The following is a 17,522-nucleotide window of genomic DNA, read 5'->3' as shown; positions in this document are numbered from 1 at the left end:
GCTTACCTAACTTGACTGGGAGTATGCCTTGACGCTCGCCGCTGAGCCCGCCACCGGGCCCGCCGTCCCCGCCCAGGCCCCGGGCGACGCCATCCTGCGCCGCCAGCGCGTCCGCGAGTCCGCCGCCCGTACCTACGCCCGCTCGTTCCCGATCGTCCCCGTGCGCGCCAACGGCATGACCGTCGAAGGTGCCGACGGCCGCCGCTACCTGGACTGCCTCTCCGGCGCCGGCACCCTCGCGCTCGGCCACAACCACCCCGTGGTGCTGGAAGCGATCCGCCGCACCCTCGACAGCGGAGCGCCGCTGCACCTGCTGGACCTCGCCACCGCCGAGAAGGACGACTTCACCACCGCCCTGTTCGAGAGCCTGCCGAAGGGCTTCGGCGAGCACGCCCGGGTGCACTTCTGCGGCCCCGCCGGGACGGACGCCGTCGAGGCCGCGCTCAAGCTGATGCAGACCGCCACCGGCCGCTCCGGCGCCCTCGCCTTCACCGGCGCCTACCACGGCATGACGGCCGGGGCCCTCGCGCTGACCGGCAACGTCGCCGTCAAGGAGCCGCTCCCCGGCGGCGGGGAGGTGGTCCGGCTGCCCTACCCGTACGGCTACCGCTGCCCGTTCGGCGTCGGTGGCGAGACCGGCGCGGACCTCGCCGCGACCTATGCCGAACGGCTGCTGGACGACCCCTCGGGCGGGGTGGTCAAGCCCGCCGCGATGGTCCTGGAGGTGGTCCAGGGCGAGGGCGGCGTCGTTCCCGCCCCCGACGGCTGGCTGCGCGCGATGCGCCGGATCACCGCCGAGCGCGGCATCCCGCTGATCGTGGACGAGGTACAGACCGGCGTCGGCCGCACCGGCGCGATGTGGGCGGTCGAGCACAGCGGGATCGTCCCCGACGCGATGGTGCTCTCCAAGGCGATCGGCGGCAGCCTCCCGCTCGCGGTCGTGGTCTACCGCGAGGACTACGACGGCTGGCGGCCCGGCGCGCACACCGGCACCTTCCGCGGCAACACCCTCGCCATGGCAGCCGGCGCGGCCACCCTCCGGTACGTCGCCGCCCACGGCCTGGCCGAGCGCGCCGCCCTGGTCGGCGCCAGGATGACCGGGTGGCTGCGGGCCCTCGCCGACGAACTGCCGGTGATCGGCGACGTCCGCGGCCGCGGGCTGATGCTCGGCGTCGAACTCGTCGACCCGGACGCCGAACCGGACGCCTGCGGAGCCCGCCCGGCCGCGCCCGCCCTCGCCGTCAGGGTCCGCGAGGCCTGCCTGGCCCGCGGCCTGATCGTCGAACTCGGCGGCCGCCACGACGCCGTACTGCGTCTGCTCCCGCCGCTCACCATCACCGACGAGCAGGTCGCCGCGGTCCTCGACCGGCTCGCCGACGCCATCCGGGCCGCCTCCGGGGAAACCCGGTGACGGCCCCCGACGAGCCCCGCCTCGACGGATCCCCGCCGGCGAACCCCGGCCCGGTCGACACCCCGCTCGACACCCCGCTCGACGCTCTGGCCGGCGGTGTCGCCGGCCCCGCCGCGCTCGGACCGCTGCTGGCCACGGTGCTGGACGCGCTCGACACCGGGGCCGCCCGGCGCGGCGGTCCGCTGCCCGCCGGCAGCCCGGCCGCGATCGCCGCGCTGGTCACCGAGACCCTGGCCGGCGCCCACGGCCGGGGCGCGCTCGCCCGCCTCACCGAACTGCTGGCCCACGGCGCCGCCGACCCCGCCGACCCGGCCTGCGCCGCCCACCTGCACTGCCCACCGCTCGCCGTCGCGGCCGCCGCCGACCTCGCGGTCAGCGCCCTCAACCCCTCCCAGGACTCCTGGGACCAGGCCCCCGCCGCCACCGCGCTGGAGACCGCGCTGATCGCCGAACTCGCCGTCCTGGTCGGCTACGACCCGGCCCGCGCAACCGGCGTGCTCACCTCCGGCGGCACCGAGTCCAACCTGATGGGCCTGATGCTGGCCAGGGACCAGAAACTCGACGGCATCGTCGAGTTGGACGGCATCCCGGCGGGTGTGACCCCCCGGATCATCGCCTCCCGCGCAGCGCACTTCTCCGTCCAGCGCGCCGCCGCCCTGCTCGGTCTCGGCGAACGCGCCGTCGTCCCCGTCCCGGTCGACCGCGAACTGCGCATGGACCCGGCCGCGTTGGAACGCGCCCTGGCCGAAACCAGCTGGGCCGGGCAGACCCCGATCGCCGTCGTCGCCACCGCCGGCACCACCGACACCGGCGCGATCGACCCGCTGCACACCGCCGCCGACCTCGCCGCCCGCTACGGTGCCTGGCTGCACGTGGACGCCGCGTACGGGGGCGGCGCGCTGCTCTCCGCGCGGCTCGCCCCGCTGCTGGACGGCATCGCCCGCGCCGACTCCGTCTCCCTCGACTGGCACAAGCTCGGCTGGCAGCCCGCCGCCGCCGGGATCTTCCTGACCCGCCGCGCCGAGAGCTACGTCTCGCTCGCCCGCCGCGCCGAGTACCTCAACCCGGCCGACGACGAGCAGGCCGGCTACCCCAGCCTGCTCGGCCGCTCACTGCGCACCACCCGGCGGGCCGACGCCTTCAAGATCGCCGTCACCCTGCGCACGCTCGGCCGGGACGGCCTGGGCAGGCTGGTCGACGCCTGCCACGAACTCGCCCTCGACACGGCCGAGGCCGTCCGCGCCGAGCCCGAACTGGAACTGCACGGCGAGCCCGTCCTCACCACGGTGGTGTTCCGCTACCGCCCGCCGGGGGAGCGGGACCCCGCCGCCGTGGACCGGCTCAACGGCGCCCTGCGCCGGGCGCTGCTGCGCACCGGCCGGGCCGTGGTCGGCCGTACCGAGCTGCCGGGCGAGGGCCCCGGCCGGGTCCGGCTGAAGCTGACGCTGCTCAACCCGCACACCACCCCGGCCGACGTGGGCGCGTTGCTGCACGAGGTGGTCCGGGCAGGCCGGGAGGCCGGGGCGGGGTGACGCGGGGCCGCGGCGACCACGTCCGCGCGGCGGCGGTTGGCCGGTGGTCCGGGCGGGCCGGTGGTTCGAGCGGGTCGGGGCCAGGCGGGCGCTACTCCCCGAACAGGACGGCCCGGGTCTGCTCCCAGGTCTCCTGGTCGGCGGCGACCAGCAGGCCGTCCTCGCCGCCCGGCGCCTCCGGCCGGTACGGGCTGCCGTCCAGCCGGGCGGAGACCCCGCCGGACTCGGTGACCAGCAGCGAACCGGGGGCGTGGTCCCACGGCAGGGTGCGCCAGTAGAGGATGAAGTCCAGCGCTCCCTCGACGAGGTCCGGGTACTCGATCCCGGCGGCGTTCCGGCCGGGCGTGAGCTCGCCGAAGGCCGCCGCGGCGCTGGTCTGGAGCCGGCGGTGCGACGCCGGGTCGAGGTAGCGGCTCTTCACCGAGCCGCGCCACTTGGCGGGCACGGCGGGTGCCGGGGTCCGGGTCAGCCGGTGGCCGTTCCGCCAGGCGCCGGCGCCCAGTTCGGCGCTGTAGCAGGTGGCGGTGACCGGCTGCCAGATCCACGCGGCGACGGTCTGCCCGGCGCGCACCAGCGAGGCCATCACGGCGTAGTCGGGGCGCCCGGCGATGAAGTTCGACGTGCCGTCGACCGGGTCCACCAGCCAGACGGCGGGCTCCGAGTGCAGGGCCTGCGCGAGGGCCGGGTCGGCGGCGACGGCCTCCTCGCCGACCACCGGGACGGGCAGCAGCTCGCGCAGCCGCCGCTCGATGATCACCTCGGCCTCGCGGTCGGCTATGGTCACGAGGTCGCCGGGGGCCTTCTCCATCACCTCGCCCGCGGCCAGGGCCCGGAACCGCGGCTCGACCACCTCGGCCGACGCCTCGGCGAGGATCTCCGCCACCTTGTCCATCAGCACGTGCCCGCTCCCTTCGCTGCCTACCACTCTCGCACGCCTGTGCGGTGGTGACCTGCGGCAGCCCCCTCGGCGGGGCGCGCGTCGCGGCCCCGCGCCGGGCTCCGCCGGTGTCCTCGGCAGCCCCCGGCAGCCTCCCGGCTGTGCCGTCAGCCGTCCCCGGTGGCCGCCCCGTCCAGATAGTGGAAGCCCGGGCGAGGGTGCATCAGGAACTCGTGGTGCGAGATGTTCCACCCGTACGCGCCGGCCATCGCGAACAGCACCCGGTCCGCCGTGCGCAGACCGTCCGCCGCCGGGGCGGCGCGGGCGAGCACGTCCTTCGGGGTGCAGAGCTGACCGGCCAGGGTGGCCCGGCCGGTGGTGACGGCGGGCCGCGGCCAGGGGTGGGGCCAGTCCGGCACCGGCAGCACCGAGAACGGCTGGTCGTGGCCGCGGGTGGCGGGGGTGCGCAGATGGTGGGTGCCGCCGCGGACCACCGCGAAGTCCTCGCCGTGGCTCCGCTTCACGTCCAGGACCTCGGTGGCGTACCAGCCGCAGTAGGAGGTCAGCGCGCGCCCCGGCTCGATCCGCAGGGTCAGGCCGGGGTGGCGGTCGAGAAGTCCGGCCAGGCCCGCGCCGAAGGCCGTCCAGTCGAAGCGGGCGGCCGGGTCGGCGTAGTCCACGGCCATGCCGCCGCCCACGTTGACCTCGTCCAGGACGAACCCGTGCCGGGTGGCCAGCGCGGCCGACCAGCCGACGATCCGCTCGGCGAGGGCCAGCTGCTCCCCGGCGGCCAGCCCGCTGGCCAGGTGGGCGTGCACACCGCGCAGCCGCAGCCGCCGTCCGAGTGGCCCGGCGAGCAGCCGGACGCACTCCTCGGCCCGCTCCGGGTCCAGCCCGAACGGGGTCGGCCGCCCGCCCATCGCCAGCGCCACCGAGGCGAGCGTGCCCGTCGCCACCGGCAGGTTGACCCGCAGCAGCACGTCCACCACGGTCTGCGGCCGCCCGGCCAGGACGGCGGCCAGCCGGTGCAGCTCCTGCTCGCTCTCGACGTGCCAGCGGTGCACCCCGGCGGCCACGGCGGCGGCGATCTCGGCGGGCGTCTTGCCCGGGCCGCCGAACGCCAGCCGGGCGCCCGGCACACTCGCCCGGACATGGGCCAACTCGCCTCCGCTGGAGACCTCGTAGCCGTCCACGGTGTCCCGCAGCGCGGTCAGCAGGGGGGCCTCGGGGTTGGCCTTGGCGGCGTAGTACAGCTCGACCCGCCGGGGCAGCGCGGCCCGGACGGCGGCGGCGTGCGCGCGCAGCGCCGCCAGGTCGTAGACGTAGGCGGGCAGCGCCTCCGGCGCGAGGCCGGCCACGTGCCGGCGGACGGCCTCGGTCATCGGGCACTCCCTGCGGCAGCGGGAACGGCGGTGGCGGGAACGGGCCGAGCGCCCGCGAGCGCGTCCCGGCCCGGGGGCTGCACGGCCCCCGCCAGGACGTGCCCGGCCAGCGGGGACGGCAGCCGGACGTACCCGGCCTCGCGGTCCGCCTTGCGCTCCCAGCGGGTGAGCAGGTTGGCCTTGGCGGGCAGCGGCGCCCCGGCGAGCAGGGCGCGCAGCCTCGGCGGGCAGCCGTGGGCGTGTGCGTACCGTGCCAGTGTGTGGCGGACGGCCTCCCAGAGGGCGCCCTCCAGCGCGGGGTGGCGGTCGGCGAGCGCGGCCAGCAGTTCGGCGATGTGGTTGACCAGCAGGCAGTAGACGACGCGGTCCCAGCCGCGCTCGGCGTCGTACGCCATCGGCCCGGCCACCTCGGGCGGCAGGACGGCGAGCGGGGCGGCGTTCCGTTCGGGGAGGAGCTTGGTGCCCTCCAGGTCGCGGAAGATCACCTGGGCGGGCCACCCGGCCGCGTCCACACCGATCAGCACGTTCTGCAGGTGCGGCTCCAGCACCACGCCGTGGTCGAAGTAGGCGGCCAGCACGGGTGGGACCAGCAGCCGCAGATAGGCGTTCCACCAGTCGAGCGCCGCCCGCCCGTCCTCCCGTCGTTCCCCGCCCCCGGGGCCGTCCCGCTGCCCGAGCAGCCGCGAGATGTGCGCCGAGCTGGTCGGGTGCTCGTCGGCGACGGCGGCCGCGAGCAGCGGGGTGACGCCGGGCCGCAGCACACCGGCGAAGCCCTCCCGGACGATCAGGCCGAAGCCCTCGTACAGCGCCTGGTCCGGGCGGCCGTCGGCGCCGGGCAGGGCGAGGGTGCGGAACGCCGGTTCGCGCAGCACCGCGGCGTCCGGGAAGCGCTCGGCGAGGTCGGCCAGCGCCGGGGCGAGCAGCCGGGTGAGCGCGACGGCGCCGGTCAGCTCGTACGCGGCGTTCTTGCGCAGACAGTTGGTGATCCGGACGTTGAGGCTGAACTTCAGGAACGCGCCCGCGCCGTGCAGGGTGCGCACCGAGGCGGTGGCGGTGAACGGTTCCCCGCCGGGCCCGAGGTCCAGGATCTCCCCGCCGGCCAGCGCGTCACGCAACAGCGGGTGGTCGGCGAGGAGCTGGTACTGCCAGGGGTGGGCGGGCAGCAGTCGGTAACCGGCGGGCGCCTCGCCCAGTCCGTCCAGCAGCGCGGTGGCCCGCTCGTCCAGCGAGGAGTGCGCGAGCAGTTCCTCCCGGACGGCGAGGTGATGCAGCCGGAAGACGGCCCGGGACTCCGGCGCGTAGGCGCGCCAGTCGCCGCGCGCGGCGGAGCGGGACTTCGGGGCGGGGTGGAAGCGATGGCCGAACAGCAGGGCCTGTTCGGACTCCAGGTAGCGGTCGGTGCCGGGTTGTGGTCGGTTCTCCAGCCCCTCCCGCACGCCGTCATGGCTGGACGCCAGCTGGTCGAGGAACTCCTCGTTCACCGTTCCGGTCCGCAGCTCCAGCTCGTGCTGGACGTGCCCGGCCAGCTCACGCCAGTCCAGCTCGGTCCAGCCGTCCGGGCGTTCCTCCTCCACCGGGCCGGTGAAGCGGTGCGCGCCGAGCAGCGAGGTGCGGCGCAGCGTGATCCGCAGCCGGACGCCCCGCCGGGGCAGCCGGACCAGCAGCCGGCCGTCGGTGACGGCGGTCGGGCGCTCGGGTGCGGAGACCTCGCGCAGCAGGCAGTTGAGCAGGGTGTGGGCCACCGCCTGGTCGGCGGTCGGCAGTTCGTGGGTCATCGGCGACTCCAGCGCTTGCGGGACGGGAGGGCTGATCCGGTGGCCGCGACGGCACCGATTCCGGAGTACCACGCCACGGTGTTCGCGCTCATCGCGCGGGCCCGGGCGCCAGGAGGTAGTTGGGGCCGCTGGTGTAGTGCTTGTTGATGTCGGCGGCACCCGAGCGCTGCTTGCCGAGCAGGGTGCCGGCGGTGACCATGGCCTTGACGGGCAGCCGCCCGGCGTCCAGCAGGGCGGTGCGCAGCGGTGCGCCGGCCGGTCCGATCCGGTCGACGGCCTCGGTCAGGCGGCCGCGCAACAGGGCCAGGGTGTCGGTGAGTTCGGCGCGGCCGTGTGCGGCGAGGCCGAACGCCAGGGCGCCGGTGCAGAGATGGCCGGTGATGGTGGTGAACAGGTCGGTCAGCGGCCGGTCGTCCGTGCCGAAGATCCGGGCGTCGTCGAACTCCTCCCGGGCCGGGGCCTGTTCGCCGAGGGTGGCGGCGAGCCGGCCGGTGTGGACGCGCGGTCCGTCGTCGTCCTTGTAGAGCAGCCGCAGGCCGTCGCCGTCCAGGACGAGCGAGGTGTTCTGCTGGTGGGACTCCAGCGCGATGCCATAGCCGAACAGTGTGGTCTGCCAGTCGAGCAGCAGCTCCAGCAGGGCGTCGTAGAGGGCGAGCGGGTCACCGCCGTAGTAGCGGTCGGCCAGGTGGTCGAGGACGAGGCGGCCGCCGGGGGCGGGGGCCAGCAGGGCGGCCAGCGGGACGGTGACGGCCCGGTCGAGGCCGGCGGGGTAGCGGCGGCAGAGGACGGCGAGCAGTTCGTGCCCGGCGTGGGCCCAGCTCTGTTCGTCGGCGTGCAGGATTCGCCCGGCCAGGCGCGGTTCGCGGGCCAGCACGGCCTCGACCAGTCGCTGGCCGGCGGCGCCGTCGAGCAGGGTGCCGGGCTTGATGGTGCGCCGGTTGAGCCGGCCCAGCGTGGCGGTGGCGAGCGGGAGTTTGAGGTGGCGGGCGGGGTCGTCGGCGACCGCGACGGTGCGCATGGAGAGGGTGGGGACGACGGTCAGGTAGGGCCGGTCGGCGAGCACGGCGCGGTCGGCCAGGCCGGTGGCGCGCAGGGCCTCGGCGAGCGGCGCGCCGACGGTGAGGGGGTGCACCGGCAGGGTGGCCCAGGCGGCGTCGCCGCCGTCCAGGCCGAGGCCGAGCCAGCTGGGGGTGGGCCACCAGCTGGGCAGCGGCCGGTCGCCGTGCGCGGTGACGGCGCCGGCCGGGAGGGCCAGCCAGCGCAGTTCGAAAGCCGGGTGGAACTCCGGTGCATACGAGCGGAGTTGCTGTTCGGTGAGGCCGGCCCGGCCGCGCGCGGTGGGGTAGACCGGGTGGTCGAGATAGGCGGCGAGGGTGTCGTGGCCGAGGGCGGCGGCGGGGCCGGTCCAGTCGGCCGGGTCCGCGCCGTAGAGGTCGGTGAGCGCGGTGTGCACCTCGGCCCGGGAGCGCCGGTGCAGTTCCATGGTGGCCAGGGTCTGCCGGCACTCCTCGGTGAAGGCCGCCCAGCCGGGCCGGTCCTCGTCCTCGGAGAGCCCGGCGAGGGCGGCCACCACGGCCTCCAGGGAGGTGAGTCCGGTGCCGTGGAGTTCCAGCAGCGGCCGCCGGGCCGCGTACTCGCACTGGAAGCCCTCCGCGGCGACGGGCAGGGCGAGGCCGGCCTCGGGGAGGACCAGCCAGCGCCCGTCCGCCCGGTCCTCGGGCCGGCTGTGGCTGCGCAGCCCGAGCACGTCCTCGCGCAGCAGCGCGGAGAGCACCCGCAGGGTCAACTGGGCTTCGGCGGAATGGGGTTCGACGGAGTCCGGGCCGGTGATGTTCGCATCGGATGCAGGGCGCGCGGTGCTCACGGGGTGATCTCCCAGCGGTTGGCCGCGCGGAAGCGGGCGACGGCGGTGTCCACGGCGGCCTGGTCGGTGCCGACGGCCCAGATGACGCCGAGGTAGTCCCGGTTGGTGCGGTAGTGCTCGTGGCGTTCGCCGAGCGGGCGCAGCGGCCGGTAGGCGAGCCGGACGCCGTCGCGCTCCTCGTCGTACGGCCCGGGGGCGGCGGTGAGGATGCCGGCCCGGTCGGCGCAGACGGCCTCGTTGCGGGCGCGGCGGGCGGTGTCGGCGCAGTGCTCGCCGAGGTCCTCGGGCAGTGCGCGGCCGAGGTGGGCGCCGAGGATGTGCTCGAACAGCGGGATGCCGAGGACCTCGGCGAGCATCAGGTCGCACTGGTCGCCGATGGCACGGTAGTTGACCTCGATGATCCGGGCCCGGCCGTCCGGCTGGACGACGAACTCGGTGTGGCACGCGCCGAGCCCGATGCCGATCGCGTCGAGCTGGGTGAGCACCTGGCCGACCACGTGCGGCGGGTGCGCGGGGGTGAACTCCAGTGCCTCCTCGATGAAGTGCGGGGGAGGGGAGAGCCTGGTCCGGAAGCCGCCGAGGACATGCCGCCGCCGACCGTCACCAAGCGTCTCCAGGGTGTGCAGCCGCCCCGGCAGGAACTCCTCGACGACGAGGGTGGCACCGGCCCGGCGGTGCTGGATCTCCCGGCAGCGGAGCGCCAGTTCGGCGGCGTCGCCGACCAGTGTGACGTCCTCGCTGGCGACGCCCTCGCGCGGTTTGACGACGCAGGGGAACGGCGGGTCCAGCTCGGCCGGGTCCTGCCCGGGCGCCAGCTCGGCGGACCAGACGGAGTCCAGGCCGGCCAGGGCGAGGTGGCGGCGGAGCTGGCCCTTGTCCTTGGCGCGCAGCGCGGCCTTCCAGTCCTTGGCGGGCAGCCCGAAGTACTCGGCGGCCAGGGCGGTCTGGGTCTGGAGGTGGTCGCTGTTGCTGAAGACCGCGTCGGGCGCGTGGTGACGGGAGATGCGGCTGACCACCGCGCGGAAGTCCGGTGCCTCGCACTCCAGCACCTCGGGCGCGAACTCCATTCCGGTGTAGGCGCGGTGGTGAGGGCCGGCGTGGTCGGTGAGCACGGTGACGTCCAGCCCGAGCCGGGCGGCGGCCGGGAGGAACCCCTCGGTGACCGAGTCGGTGGGATTGAGGGCGAGCAGATAGAGCCGCATGTCTGGCCTCTCCGTGGTGCGGACGGCTGCCGCCGGGGCCGCGGTGTCCGGCGGGTCGATTCTCGGCACGGGGCGAGATCCTAGGTTAGGTTTGCCTAAGTCCGTCAAGTCGCCCCGGTGTGGTCCGGGGCATCCATTGATCGCCTATAAGGTAAGCCTCACCTCATTCGATCTCGGGAGTGCCGATGATCTCGGGAACACCTGTGCCCGCCGTGCCCCGCGTCGCGCAGCCCCTCCGCGCGGACTACCGGCGGCTGTCCGACCTCTGCCCGGTGCTGCGGGTCCGGCTGCTCGCCGCCGGCGAACCGCCCCCGCCGGCGGCCATGGGCTGGTACTCGGCGGTCGAACTCGTCCGTGACCCACAGGCGCTGGATGCCGCGCTGGCCGGCGAGGCCGCCCGGATCGCCGCGGCCGACGGCACCGCCCCGCGCCCCCATGTCACCGCCTCCCGGCTGCTGCACCACTACCTGTGGTCCGTCTGCGTCCTGATCGCCGGACCATGGCACCTCGGCCGCCGGGTGCCCACGATCGACCCCGCGGACCTCTGGCTGCACGCCCCCACCGGCGACCTCGCGCTCCGCCCGCGCGACCACATCACCCTCCCCGGTGACGACGAACTCCGCGCCGAACTGCGCGCCGCCGTCGTCACCCACGTCGAACCCCTGCTCACCGCCTTCGCCGCCCCCACCCGGCGCGGCACCCGGGCGCTGTGGGGCATGGTGACGGACGATCTCGCCTCCGCGATCTGGTACCTCGGCCGGATGCTGGGCGAGGAGGACGCCGCCGTCGCCGCCGCCGAGGCCGTCCTGCCCGGCGGCACCCTGCCGCTGCCCGGTGCCGCCGCCTTCCGCCGCCTGACCGGCGCCGACGGCCGCGAGCACATCACCCGCACCCGGCTCGGCTGCTGCCTCTACTACGCGGTCGGCCCCGCCCCCGCCTGCCTCACCTGCCCCCGGACCTCGGACGAGGAACGCCTGCACCGCCTCTGACGCCCCGTCCGTCACGAGCGGGCCGCGGCACCGGTGCCGGTGACGGCCGCCACGCTCGCCCACATGCTCCGCGCCCGGGGAGCCCGAACCGCGGCCGGTCGATGCCGCTCACGCTCCCCGCGGCAGCTCCCGCCGCCCGAACACCGCGACGCCCCGTTCCAGGTCGACCCCCGTCCCGGGCGGAGCACCCGCCAGGTTGTCGTCCCGCAGGGCCAGCTGCTCCTGGCGCTGCTCGATCTGGACCCGCTTGTTGGGGTTGAAGAGGGCGTGCAACTCCTCGATCCCGGCGGCGCCGAGGCCCACCCCGGTACTCCGCGCGCCCGGGCTCCGCCCGCGTCGCCCGATCCGGCGCACCGCGACCGACCCGATCAGCACCAGCATCAGCGCCGCCATCGTCAACATGCACACGACTATCGCCATGCTGGTCCAACGAGCCCCGGCCGCGCCTTGGTTCCGAGTACCCTGCACCGTGGATCATCTCCCGGACGACCATCTCCCGGACAGTCGTCCCCCCGACAACGGAAGCGAGACGCCGATGGCCACCGTGCGCGGAACATCCGTGGACATCCCCACCCAGGACGGCACCGCCGACGCCTACCTGACCCACCCGGACGACGGCGCGCCCCACCCCGCCGTCCTGTTCTACCTGGACGCCTTCGGGCTCCGGCCGCACATCCGGGCGATGGCGGACCGGCTCGCGGCCGCCGGCTACACCGTCCTGGTGCCCAACGTCTTCTACCGGCACGGCCGCGCGCCGGTCGTCGAACTGCCCGAGTTCATCGCCGCGGGCGCGGACCCGGGCCTGTTCGAACGCCTCGGCCCCATCGTGGGGTCGCTCACCCCGGAGCAGACGGAGCGCGACGCCGACGCCTACCTCCGCTGGCTGGCCGACTCCCCGCTCGCCGCCGACGGGCCGGTGGGCATCACCGGCTACTGCCTGGGCGCCCGGCTGGCCCTGCTGACGGCCGCCGACCACCCCGAGCGGGTCGCGGCGGCGGCCGGCTTCCACGGCGGCTTCCTGGCCACCGAGGCAGAGGACAGCCCGCACCTGCTCGCCGACCGGATCACCGCGGAGCTGTACTTCGGGCACGCCGACCAGGACCCTGCGCTCCCCGCCGAGCAGATCGACCGTCTGACGAAGGCCCTCACCGCCGCCGGTGTCCGCCACACCGCCGAGGTGTACGAGGGAGCCCACCACGGCTTCACCCAGGCCGACACCGACCGCTACGACGCGGCGGCGGACGAACGGCACTGGACCGCGCTGCTGGCCCTGCTGGAGCGCGCGCTCTGAGATGATGAGCCGCCTTCCCGCCCGGCCCCCAGGCGGCCACCGTGCGGCAACTCCCCGACGGCACCTGGACGACCCTCACACCCCGCCCTCGGCCGCCCCCTGACGCACCGACTTCCACGCACTGATCGACCCCGAGGCCATCGTCCGAGGTGCAAGGCCGTGGCGTACGGGAGAGTTCGCCCGGCCTCGGGGTGGATGGAAAACCGGTGTCGGCGAGCGTCCTGAGCTGGGATGATCATGTGGTGGTGCACACTGACTACCCACTCCCTCCGTCGCCGGCCGAGGCCGGCTTCCTCGGCGAGTTCGAGACCCATGTGACCGTCGCCTGCCCGGACGGCGATCTGCCGGGGCTCGAACGGTGGGCCGCCGAGCGCGGAGTGAAGCTCCTCCACATCCGCCTCGCCCGGGGCCGGACCAAGTCCCAGCCGATGGTGACCCTGAACGGCGCCGGATCGCTGCGCCAACAGCGTGTCGCGGCGGAGGAGTTGACGGACGGTCTGAGCGCCGCCGGGTACCGGCCGGTGCGGGTGAAGATCGAGGCCACGCCCTGGACGGACGGCGTTCCGGCGAGCGACGAGGACGCGCGCCGGCTCGGCCCGGAGCGGTACTTCGAGCACCATCTCAAGGTGGCTCTCGCCGCCGACGCCGAGCGCGAGGCCCTGACCGCCGTCGCCGCCGGCCACGGCGCGCACGTCTCCTGGAACGCCCGCCGGGTGGCCGGGCCGTCCGGGCGGCAGCAGCGGTTCGTTACCCAGCGCTGCCACGGCGTCGGCCTGCGGACGGCGGGGGACCGGCTGGACCGGCTGGTCGGCGCGGTCGCCGGGGCCGGCTTCGACATCCTCTCGGTGGAACGGGAGTTCGTCGTGTACGACAGCAATCTGGCGGTGGACGACGGTTGGTTCGACGGAACGGACAGACGATGACCGGCACCTGGGAATCCTTCGGATGGCGTAATCGGGAGGTGCCGAAGGCCCCGCTCGACGACGAACGGCGCCCGGGGTACGGGCTGCCGCTGACGCTCCGGCCGGTACAGGACCCGCGCGCGGTCCAGAAGGCGGTTTTCGACCCCGCCCTCAAGCAGTACCCGAACGCCTACCGGGCCACCGACCCCCGGTTCGCGGACCGCGAGGTCGGGCTCGCCTGGCGGGACGCCCGGCGCCGCGCCATCGACCTCGTCCTCGCCGGCATCGCCGGCTCGGACTGGGCCGACCACCTGGTGCTGCGCGGCAGTGTCCTGCTGCGCGGCTGGTACGGCGAGGCGGCGCGCGAGCCGGGCGACCTGGACTTCGTGGTCACCCCGGCCGACTGGGAGATCGGGGAGCCCCGGACGGCCGCGATGATCGACGGCATAGCCCGCGCCGCCGAGCTGGCGGCCGGGCAAGCTGCCGCCGGGCACCCGGTGCGCTTCGACGCGGCAGGCGCCGTGAGCGAGGACATCTGGACGTACGAGCGCGTTCCCGGCCGGCGCCTGGCCCTGCCCTGGACGGCCGAGGGGCTCCCCGGCGGCACCGTGCAGCTCGACTTCGTGTTCAACGAGCGGCTGCCGGTGGCGCCGGAGCGACGGCTGGTCCGTCCGCTGGCGGACGGGCCCGGTGCCCCGGTGCTCGGGGTCACCCCCGAACTCTCGCTCGCGTGGAAGCTGATGTGGCTGGTCACCGACCGGTACCCGCAGGGCAAGGACCTCTACGACGCGGTGCTGCTGGCCGAGTCGTGCCGGCTGCGCCGGTCGGTGCTGCGGGACGCCTTCGTGGGCGGGGAGCACTGGTACGCCTTCCACCCCGTCACCGCGGCGAGGATCGGGGAGCTGGCGGTGGACCTGGAGTGGGACGACTTCGCCCGGGAGTATCCCGAGGTCGAGGGCGGCCCCGAGCAGTACGTCCGACGGCTGGCCGAGGCCCTGGCACCGACCTTCGACGGCGACGACGGGACCGGCCCCGAGGCGAAGCGCTGGTGGCTGGCGGGCTGGGTGGACCGGTATCGCGAGGTGCTCGACAGCGCCGGTATGCCGGAGGTCCAGCGGCGGCTCGCCACCTCCGACGCCCCGGCCGCCCTCGCGATCGTCATCACCCGGGAACTGCTCGGAGGTGAGCGGTGCCGCTTCGAGGACGCCTGCGCCGTCGTCCTGGCGGAGCCGGCCTGGTCCGGCCTGGTCGACCGGTACGGGCGGGACCCGGAGTGGTGGGCCGGCCTGGTGCGAGAGGCCCGCGACGGGGCGTGAGCGCCGGTCGACGGACTGTCAGTGGCGGGTGCGAGGATCGCCGCCATGACCGAGGAGACCTTCGACTGGCGTTCGTTCCTCACCCGGTGGAGCGAGGAGTGGGCGGACGCGCACGCCGACGCCGACGACAACAGGGCGGGTGACGAAGAGCCGCTGCGTGCCCGCTGGCTGGGGTTCGAGCCCGCGTCCGCCGAGCGGACAGCCGCGATGGAGGCGTGGGTGGGGCAGCCGCTGCCGCCGTCGTACCGGGCCTTCCTGGAGGTCAGCGACGGCTGGCGGCACGCGGGCGGCTTCGTCTGGCGGCTCGCCGGTACCGAGGGGGCCCGTTGGCACCGGGACGGCGCGGGGGTGGGGCGGCTCGACCGTGAGTTCCTGGACGAGAACTCCTCGCCGGAGCAGGTCATGCGGGCCGGGATGTGGGATCGCGCGTTGCAGTTGGACGTCGAGTCCGACCTGGTGCTCGTCCTGCTCGACCCGCTCGACCGGGACGAGGCCGGGGAGTGGGCGGTCTACCGGCACGCGTCCTGGTCCGGTGGCCCGCCGACCAGGTACGGGTCGTTCCGGGCGTTCATGGCCGCCATGTACCGCGAGTTCCACCGGCTTGCCTCCGGCCGTACGGAGGGGAGGTTCGTCAACAGCACGACCCGGGCGCTGGACGAACTGGTCGAGCAGGGCCGGGCCGAGGCGCTGCGCGGGGGGTACGAGCGGGCCGAGGCGGCACTGAAGGAGGCGGCGGAGTTCGGCAGGCCGCGCGCCACGGAGATGCTCGACCAGATCAGGCGTCTTCTCGGGCAGACCTGGTCGGTCGGCTTTGGCGGCCTGGCGGCCGATCCGCGTTACACCGGTGACGTGGTGGCCGTGCTGGCGGCCGAGCACATCCGGTCCCAACGCGACCAGGGTTCATGGGAGTTCGTGCTGCGTTCCGCGTCCGGAGAGGTGCGCGGCGCGGCGGCGGAGATCCTGCGGCAGGTGGCGGAGCAGACCTTCCGCTACACCGCTCCCGGCGCGTTCGGCCGGGCCGTGGAGCACGCCCGGGAGCAGGCGCGATGGGGCGGCACGGACGAGGCCTGGCGGACGCTGCTCGCCGGGTTGCCGCACTGGACACCGCTGGGGCCGGACCACCTCGCGCCGCTCGGCCTGCTCGCCGACCCCCTCCTCGGGCCGCTCGTCACGCCGGAGCGCGGACGTGAACTCCTCGCCGTCCCGAGGGGCGGGTACGCCGACGACGGACCGGCGGGGGTCGTCGCCCCGGCCGGCGGGTCGGGGTCCGGCTCCAGGTGCGGCTCCGGGTGCGGGTGCGGGGGCGAGTCCGGGTGCGATGGCCTGGCCTGGCTGGCCGCCGAGGACCGGCAGGGGCGCCATGACGGGTACCGCTTCGTCCTGGTCGAGGGTGTGGCCCCGGACGAACTGCCCGCCCGGTTCGGGGCGGACGGCGACGCCACCGCGCTGGGTGCGCCGATGACCCGTTGGGAGGCTCAGCGGCAACGGTTCGCCGGCGGCGTGAGTTCGACGTACGACGACAAGGCGCAGGCCTTCGTCGCCCGGGCCGGAGCCGGTTGGAGCGTCGCGTTCGACACGGACCCGGCCTCCTTCTGCGCCCCGCGCTTCGAGTCCCCGGCCGCAGCCGACTCGCACGGCACCCGGGCGGTCGTGGTCTGGGGCGTACCGGCCGAGTCGCACGCGGCCGGGGACGGCCTGTTCCACCTCTCCGTCGCGGAGGACGGCGAGGAGCGGTACGCGTACACCGTCGAGGGCGCTGACATCCGCCGCAGCGGCGCGATACCGCCGGCGCTCGACCCGGACCGGTTCTTCGCCCGGGGTGAGGACGCCGGCCCGGACCACGTCATTGCGGAACACGTTCTACCGGAGCAGGACGACCGGCGGGGCGATCGGCGGGCCGAGCGCGCGGCTCTGACGGCGATCGCGGCAGAGTTCGGTGTCGCGCTGCCCCGCTTCGCCCTCACCGAGGGCCGTCTGCACTCCTTCACCACCCGCTCGTGGACGCGCCCGCCGGGGCCCGGCGAGAGCTACGGGGAACTCAGGTGGATGGCGGCGGGCGAGAGCTGACGTGCGGTCGCACCGTGACGGCCACCGGGGTCACCGGGGTCGCGGGGGTCGCCGGGGCGGACCGGCTTTCCTACGGACCGCAGGCGTCCTCGCCCTCGCCGCTGGCGCGTGGCTCCAGCCGCCGCTGGCGCAGCAGTTCCTCGTACTCGGCGTGCACCCGCCGGTCCATCGCCAGCGCGAACTGCGCGTCCGCCACCGTCCGGGCCAGCGGGCGTACCCGGAGGATCCGCTCGGTCAGCCGGGCCGCCTCGCCGGGCGGCAGCGGGGCGTCGGCGGAGAGCGCGCCGAGCAGCTGCTCGGCGACCACGGTGGTGAAGATCTCGGCGATCGCGTCCACGTGCTCCCGGGTGCGCCGGCTGGCCTCCAGGACGGCGGAGAGCGGCACCCCCTCGGCGACCAGCGCCGTCGTGGCGTCCATCAGCCGGCGGCTGACGTGGGTGATGCCGTCGTCCTCCACGGTGATGTAGCCCCGGGCGATGGACTCGGCGGTGTTCTCCTCGGTCAGCTGGTCGCCGAAGGTGGCCTTGAGCTCTTCCCAGTCCAGGCGCACCGGCGTCTCGTCCGACCAGGGCGCGACGATCGCGGCCTCCAGCCCGATCAGCTCGGCGACGTCCCGGCCGCTCTCGCCGGCGCCGATCAACTCGGCGATACCGCCCAGGGTGTGGCCGCGCTCCAGCAGTTCGGCGATCACCCGCAGGCGGGCCAGGTGGGCGTCGCCGTACCAGGCGATCCGGCCCTCCCTGCGGGGCGGCGGGAGCAGTTTGCGCTCGCGGTAGAAACGCAGCGTGCGGGCGGTGATGCCGGCCGCTTCGGCCAGTTCCTCCACCCGGTACTCGCGTTGTCCGTCGTCCGCAGCCGCTCTGAGCTTCTCCACGGCGCTCAGCATAGGACCGGCGGTCGTCGAAACGGGGTGG

General features: G+C 75.2%; 14 protein-coding genes. 7 read left to right on the top strand and 7 right to left on the bottom strand.

All coding sequences use genetic code 11. The annotated features are described in order from the left end of the window. Positions 1–28 precede the first annotated feature (28 nt). Both ACIO5D_RS04625 and ACIO5D_RS04620 read left to right on the top strand, forming a co-directional pair. Positions 29–1,411: a diaminobutyrate--2-oxoglutarate transaminase family protein gene (locus ACIO5D_RS04625; RefSeq protein ID WP_400649638.1), complete on the top strand. Its 1,383-nt coding sequence runs from the start codon at positions 29–31 to the stop codon at positions 1,409–1,411. 86 nt (positions 1,412–1,497) lie between these two features. After that, a complete protein-coding gene (locus ACIO5D_RS04620) occupies positions 1,498–2,943 on the top strand; it encodes a pyridoxal phosphate-dependent decarboxylase family protein (RefSeq protein WP_400793967.1) in 1,446 nt (481 codons plus the stop codon). Between the two features lie 91 nt (positions 2,944–3,034). On the opposite strand, the gene ACIO5D_RS04615 is transcribed toward ACIO5D_RS04620, so the two are convergent. The 5 genes from ACIO5D_RS04615 to ACIO5D_RS04595 form a co-directional block, all read right to left on the bottom strand. After that, on the bottom strand, positions 3,035–3,835 hold the full coding sequence (locus ACIO5D_RS04615; RefSeq protein ID WP_400650301.1) for an inositol monophosphatase family protein: 801 nt from the start codon (positions 3,833–3,835) through the stop codon (positions 3,035–3,037). A gap of 152 nt (positions 3,836–3,987) precedes the next feature. Next, positions 3,988–5,202 (bottom strand): type III PLP-dependent enzyme, encoded by a 1,215-nt coding sequence (locus ACIO5D_RS04610; protein ID WP_363608542.1) that lies wholly within the window; start codon positions 5,200–5,202, stop codon positions 3,988–3,990. Beyond that, positions 5,199–6,977 carry an IucA/IucC family protein gene (locus tag ACIO5D_RS04605; RefSeq protein WP_400793914.1) on the bottom strand — a complete coding sequence of 593 codons (1,779 nt, stop codon included), beginning with the start codon at positions 6,975–6,977 and terminating at the stop codon, positions 5,199–5,201. The genes ACIO5D_RS04610 and ACIO5D_RS04605 overlap by 4 nt, the downstream gene beginning before the upstream one ends. A gap of 88 nt (positions 6,978–7,065) precedes the next feature. Continuing rightward, positions 7,066–8,808 (bottom strand): IucA/IucC family protein, encoded by a 1,743-nt coding sequence (locus ACIO5D_RS04600; RefSeq protein ID WP_400793966.1) that lies wholly within the window; start codon positions 8,806–8,808, stop codon positions 7,066–7,068. A 29-nt stretch (positions 8,809–8,837) separates the two neighbouring features. Next, a complete protein-coding gene (locus ACIO5D_RS04595; protein ID WP_400793965.1) occupies positions 8,838–10,043 on the bottom strand; it encodes an acetyl-CoA carboxylase biotin carboxylase subunit family protein in 1,206 nt (401 codons plus the stop codon). A gap of 203 nt (positions 10,044–10,246) precedes the next feature. Between ACIO5D_RS04595 and ACIO5D_RS04590 the strand changes: the two genes are divergently transcribed. Beyond that, complete coding sequence (locus tag ACIO5D_RS04590) at positions 10,247–11,032, top strand: iron-sulfur protein (protein WP_400649630.1); 786 nt, start codon at positions 10,247–10,249, stop codon at positions 11,030–11,032. Between the two features lie 108 nt (positions 11,033–11,140). On the opposite strand, the gene ACIO5D_RS04585 is transcribed toward ACIO5D_RS04590, so the two are convergent. Further along, positions 11,141–11,434 carry a DUF6191 domain-containing protein gene (locus tag ACIO5D_RS04585; protein WP_363608536.1) on the bottom strand — a complete coding sequence of 98 codons (294 nt, stop codon included), beginning with the start codon at positions 11,432–11,434 and terminating at the stop codon, positions 11,141–11,143. Positions 11,435–11,567: 133 nt separating this feature from the next. Between ACIO5D_RS04585 and ACIO5D_RS04580 the strand changes: the two genes are divergently transcribed. The 4 genes from ACIO5D_RS04580 to ACIO5D_RS04565 all read left to right on the top strand — a co-directional run bounded on the left by ACIO5D_RS04580 (position 11,568) and on the right by ACIO5D_RS04565 (position 16,608). Then, a complete protein-coding gene (locus ACIO5D_RS04580) occupies positions 11,568–12,323 on the top strand; it encodes a dienelactone hydrolase family protein (protein WP_400756403.1) in 756 nt (251 codons plus the stop codon). Positions 12,324–12,568: 245 nt separating this feature from the next. Further along, positions 12,569–13,246, top strand: a complete 678-nt coding sequence (locus tag ACIO5D_RS04575) for a hypothetical protein (protein ID WP_400793913.1) — start codon at positions 12,569–12,571, stop codon at positions 13,244–13,246. Between the two features lie 38 nt (positions 13,247–13,284). Then, on the top strand, positions 13,285–14,541 hold the full coding sequence (locus tag ACIO5D_RS04570) for a nucleotidyl transferase AbiEii/AbiGii toxin family protein (protein ID WP_400793912.1): 1,257 nt from the start codon (positions 13,285–13,287) through the stop codon (positions 14,539–14,541). 45 nt (positions 14,542–14,586) lie between these two features. Further along, positions 14,587–16,608: an SMI1/KNR4 family protein gene (locus ACIO5D_RS04565; RefSeq protein ID WP_400793911.1), complete on the top strand. Its 2,022-nt coding sequence runs from the start codon at positions 14,587–14,589 to the stop codon at positions 16,606–16,608. A 70-nt stretch (positions 16,609–16,678) separates the two neighbouring features. Here ACIO5D_RS04565 and ACIO5D_RS04560 read toward each other — a convergent pair whose 3' ends face one another. After that, complete coding sequence (locus tag ACIO5D_RS04560; protein ID WP_400793910.1) at positions 16,679–17,482, bottom strand: MerR family transcriptional regulator; 804 nt, start codon at positions 17,480–17,482, stop codon at positions 16,679–16,681. Positions 17,483–17,522: the final 40 nt, after the last annotated feature.

Source organism: Kitasatospora sp. NPDC087315, from assembly GCF_044744345.1.
Classification (GTDB): Bacteria; Actinomycetota; Actinomycetes; order Streptomycetales; family Streptomycetaceae; genus Kitasatospora.
Note: the sequence above shows the minus strand (reverse complement) of the source record. Positions and strands in the feature narration are given on the sequence as shown.

Bases quoted from the DNA above. Each gene is read 5' to 3' on its own strand.
- ACIO5D_RS04605 (WP_400793914.1), bottom strand. From the start codon at position 6,977: ATGACCCACGAACTGCCGACCGCCGACCAGGCGGTGGCCCACACCCTG.
- ACIO5D_RS04595 (WP_400793965.1), bottom strand. From the start codon at position 10,043: ATGCGGCTCTATCTGCTCGCCCTCAATCCCACCGACTCGGTCACCGAG.
- ACIO5D_RS04580 (WP_400756403.1), top strand. From the start codon at position 11,568: ATGGCCACCGTGCGCGGAACATCCGTGGACATCCCCACCCAGGACGGC.
- ACIO5D_RS04565 (WP_400793911.1), top strand. From the start codon at position 14,587: ATGACCGAGGAGACCTTCGACTGGCGTTCGTTCCTCACCCGGTGGAGC.
- ACIO5D_RS04585 (WP_363608536.1), bottom strand. From the start codon at position 11,434: ATGTTGACGATGGCGGCGCTGATGCTGGTGCTGATCGGGTCGGTCGCG.
- ACIO5D_RS04610 (WP_363608542.1), bottom strand. From the start codon at position 5,202: ATGACCGAGGCCGTCCGCCGGCACGTGGCCGGCCTCGCGCCGGAGGCG.
- ACIO5D_RS04615 (WP_400650301.1), bottom strand. From the start codon at position 3,835: ATGGACAAGGTGGCGGAGATCCTCGCCGAGGCGTCGGCCGAGGTGGTC.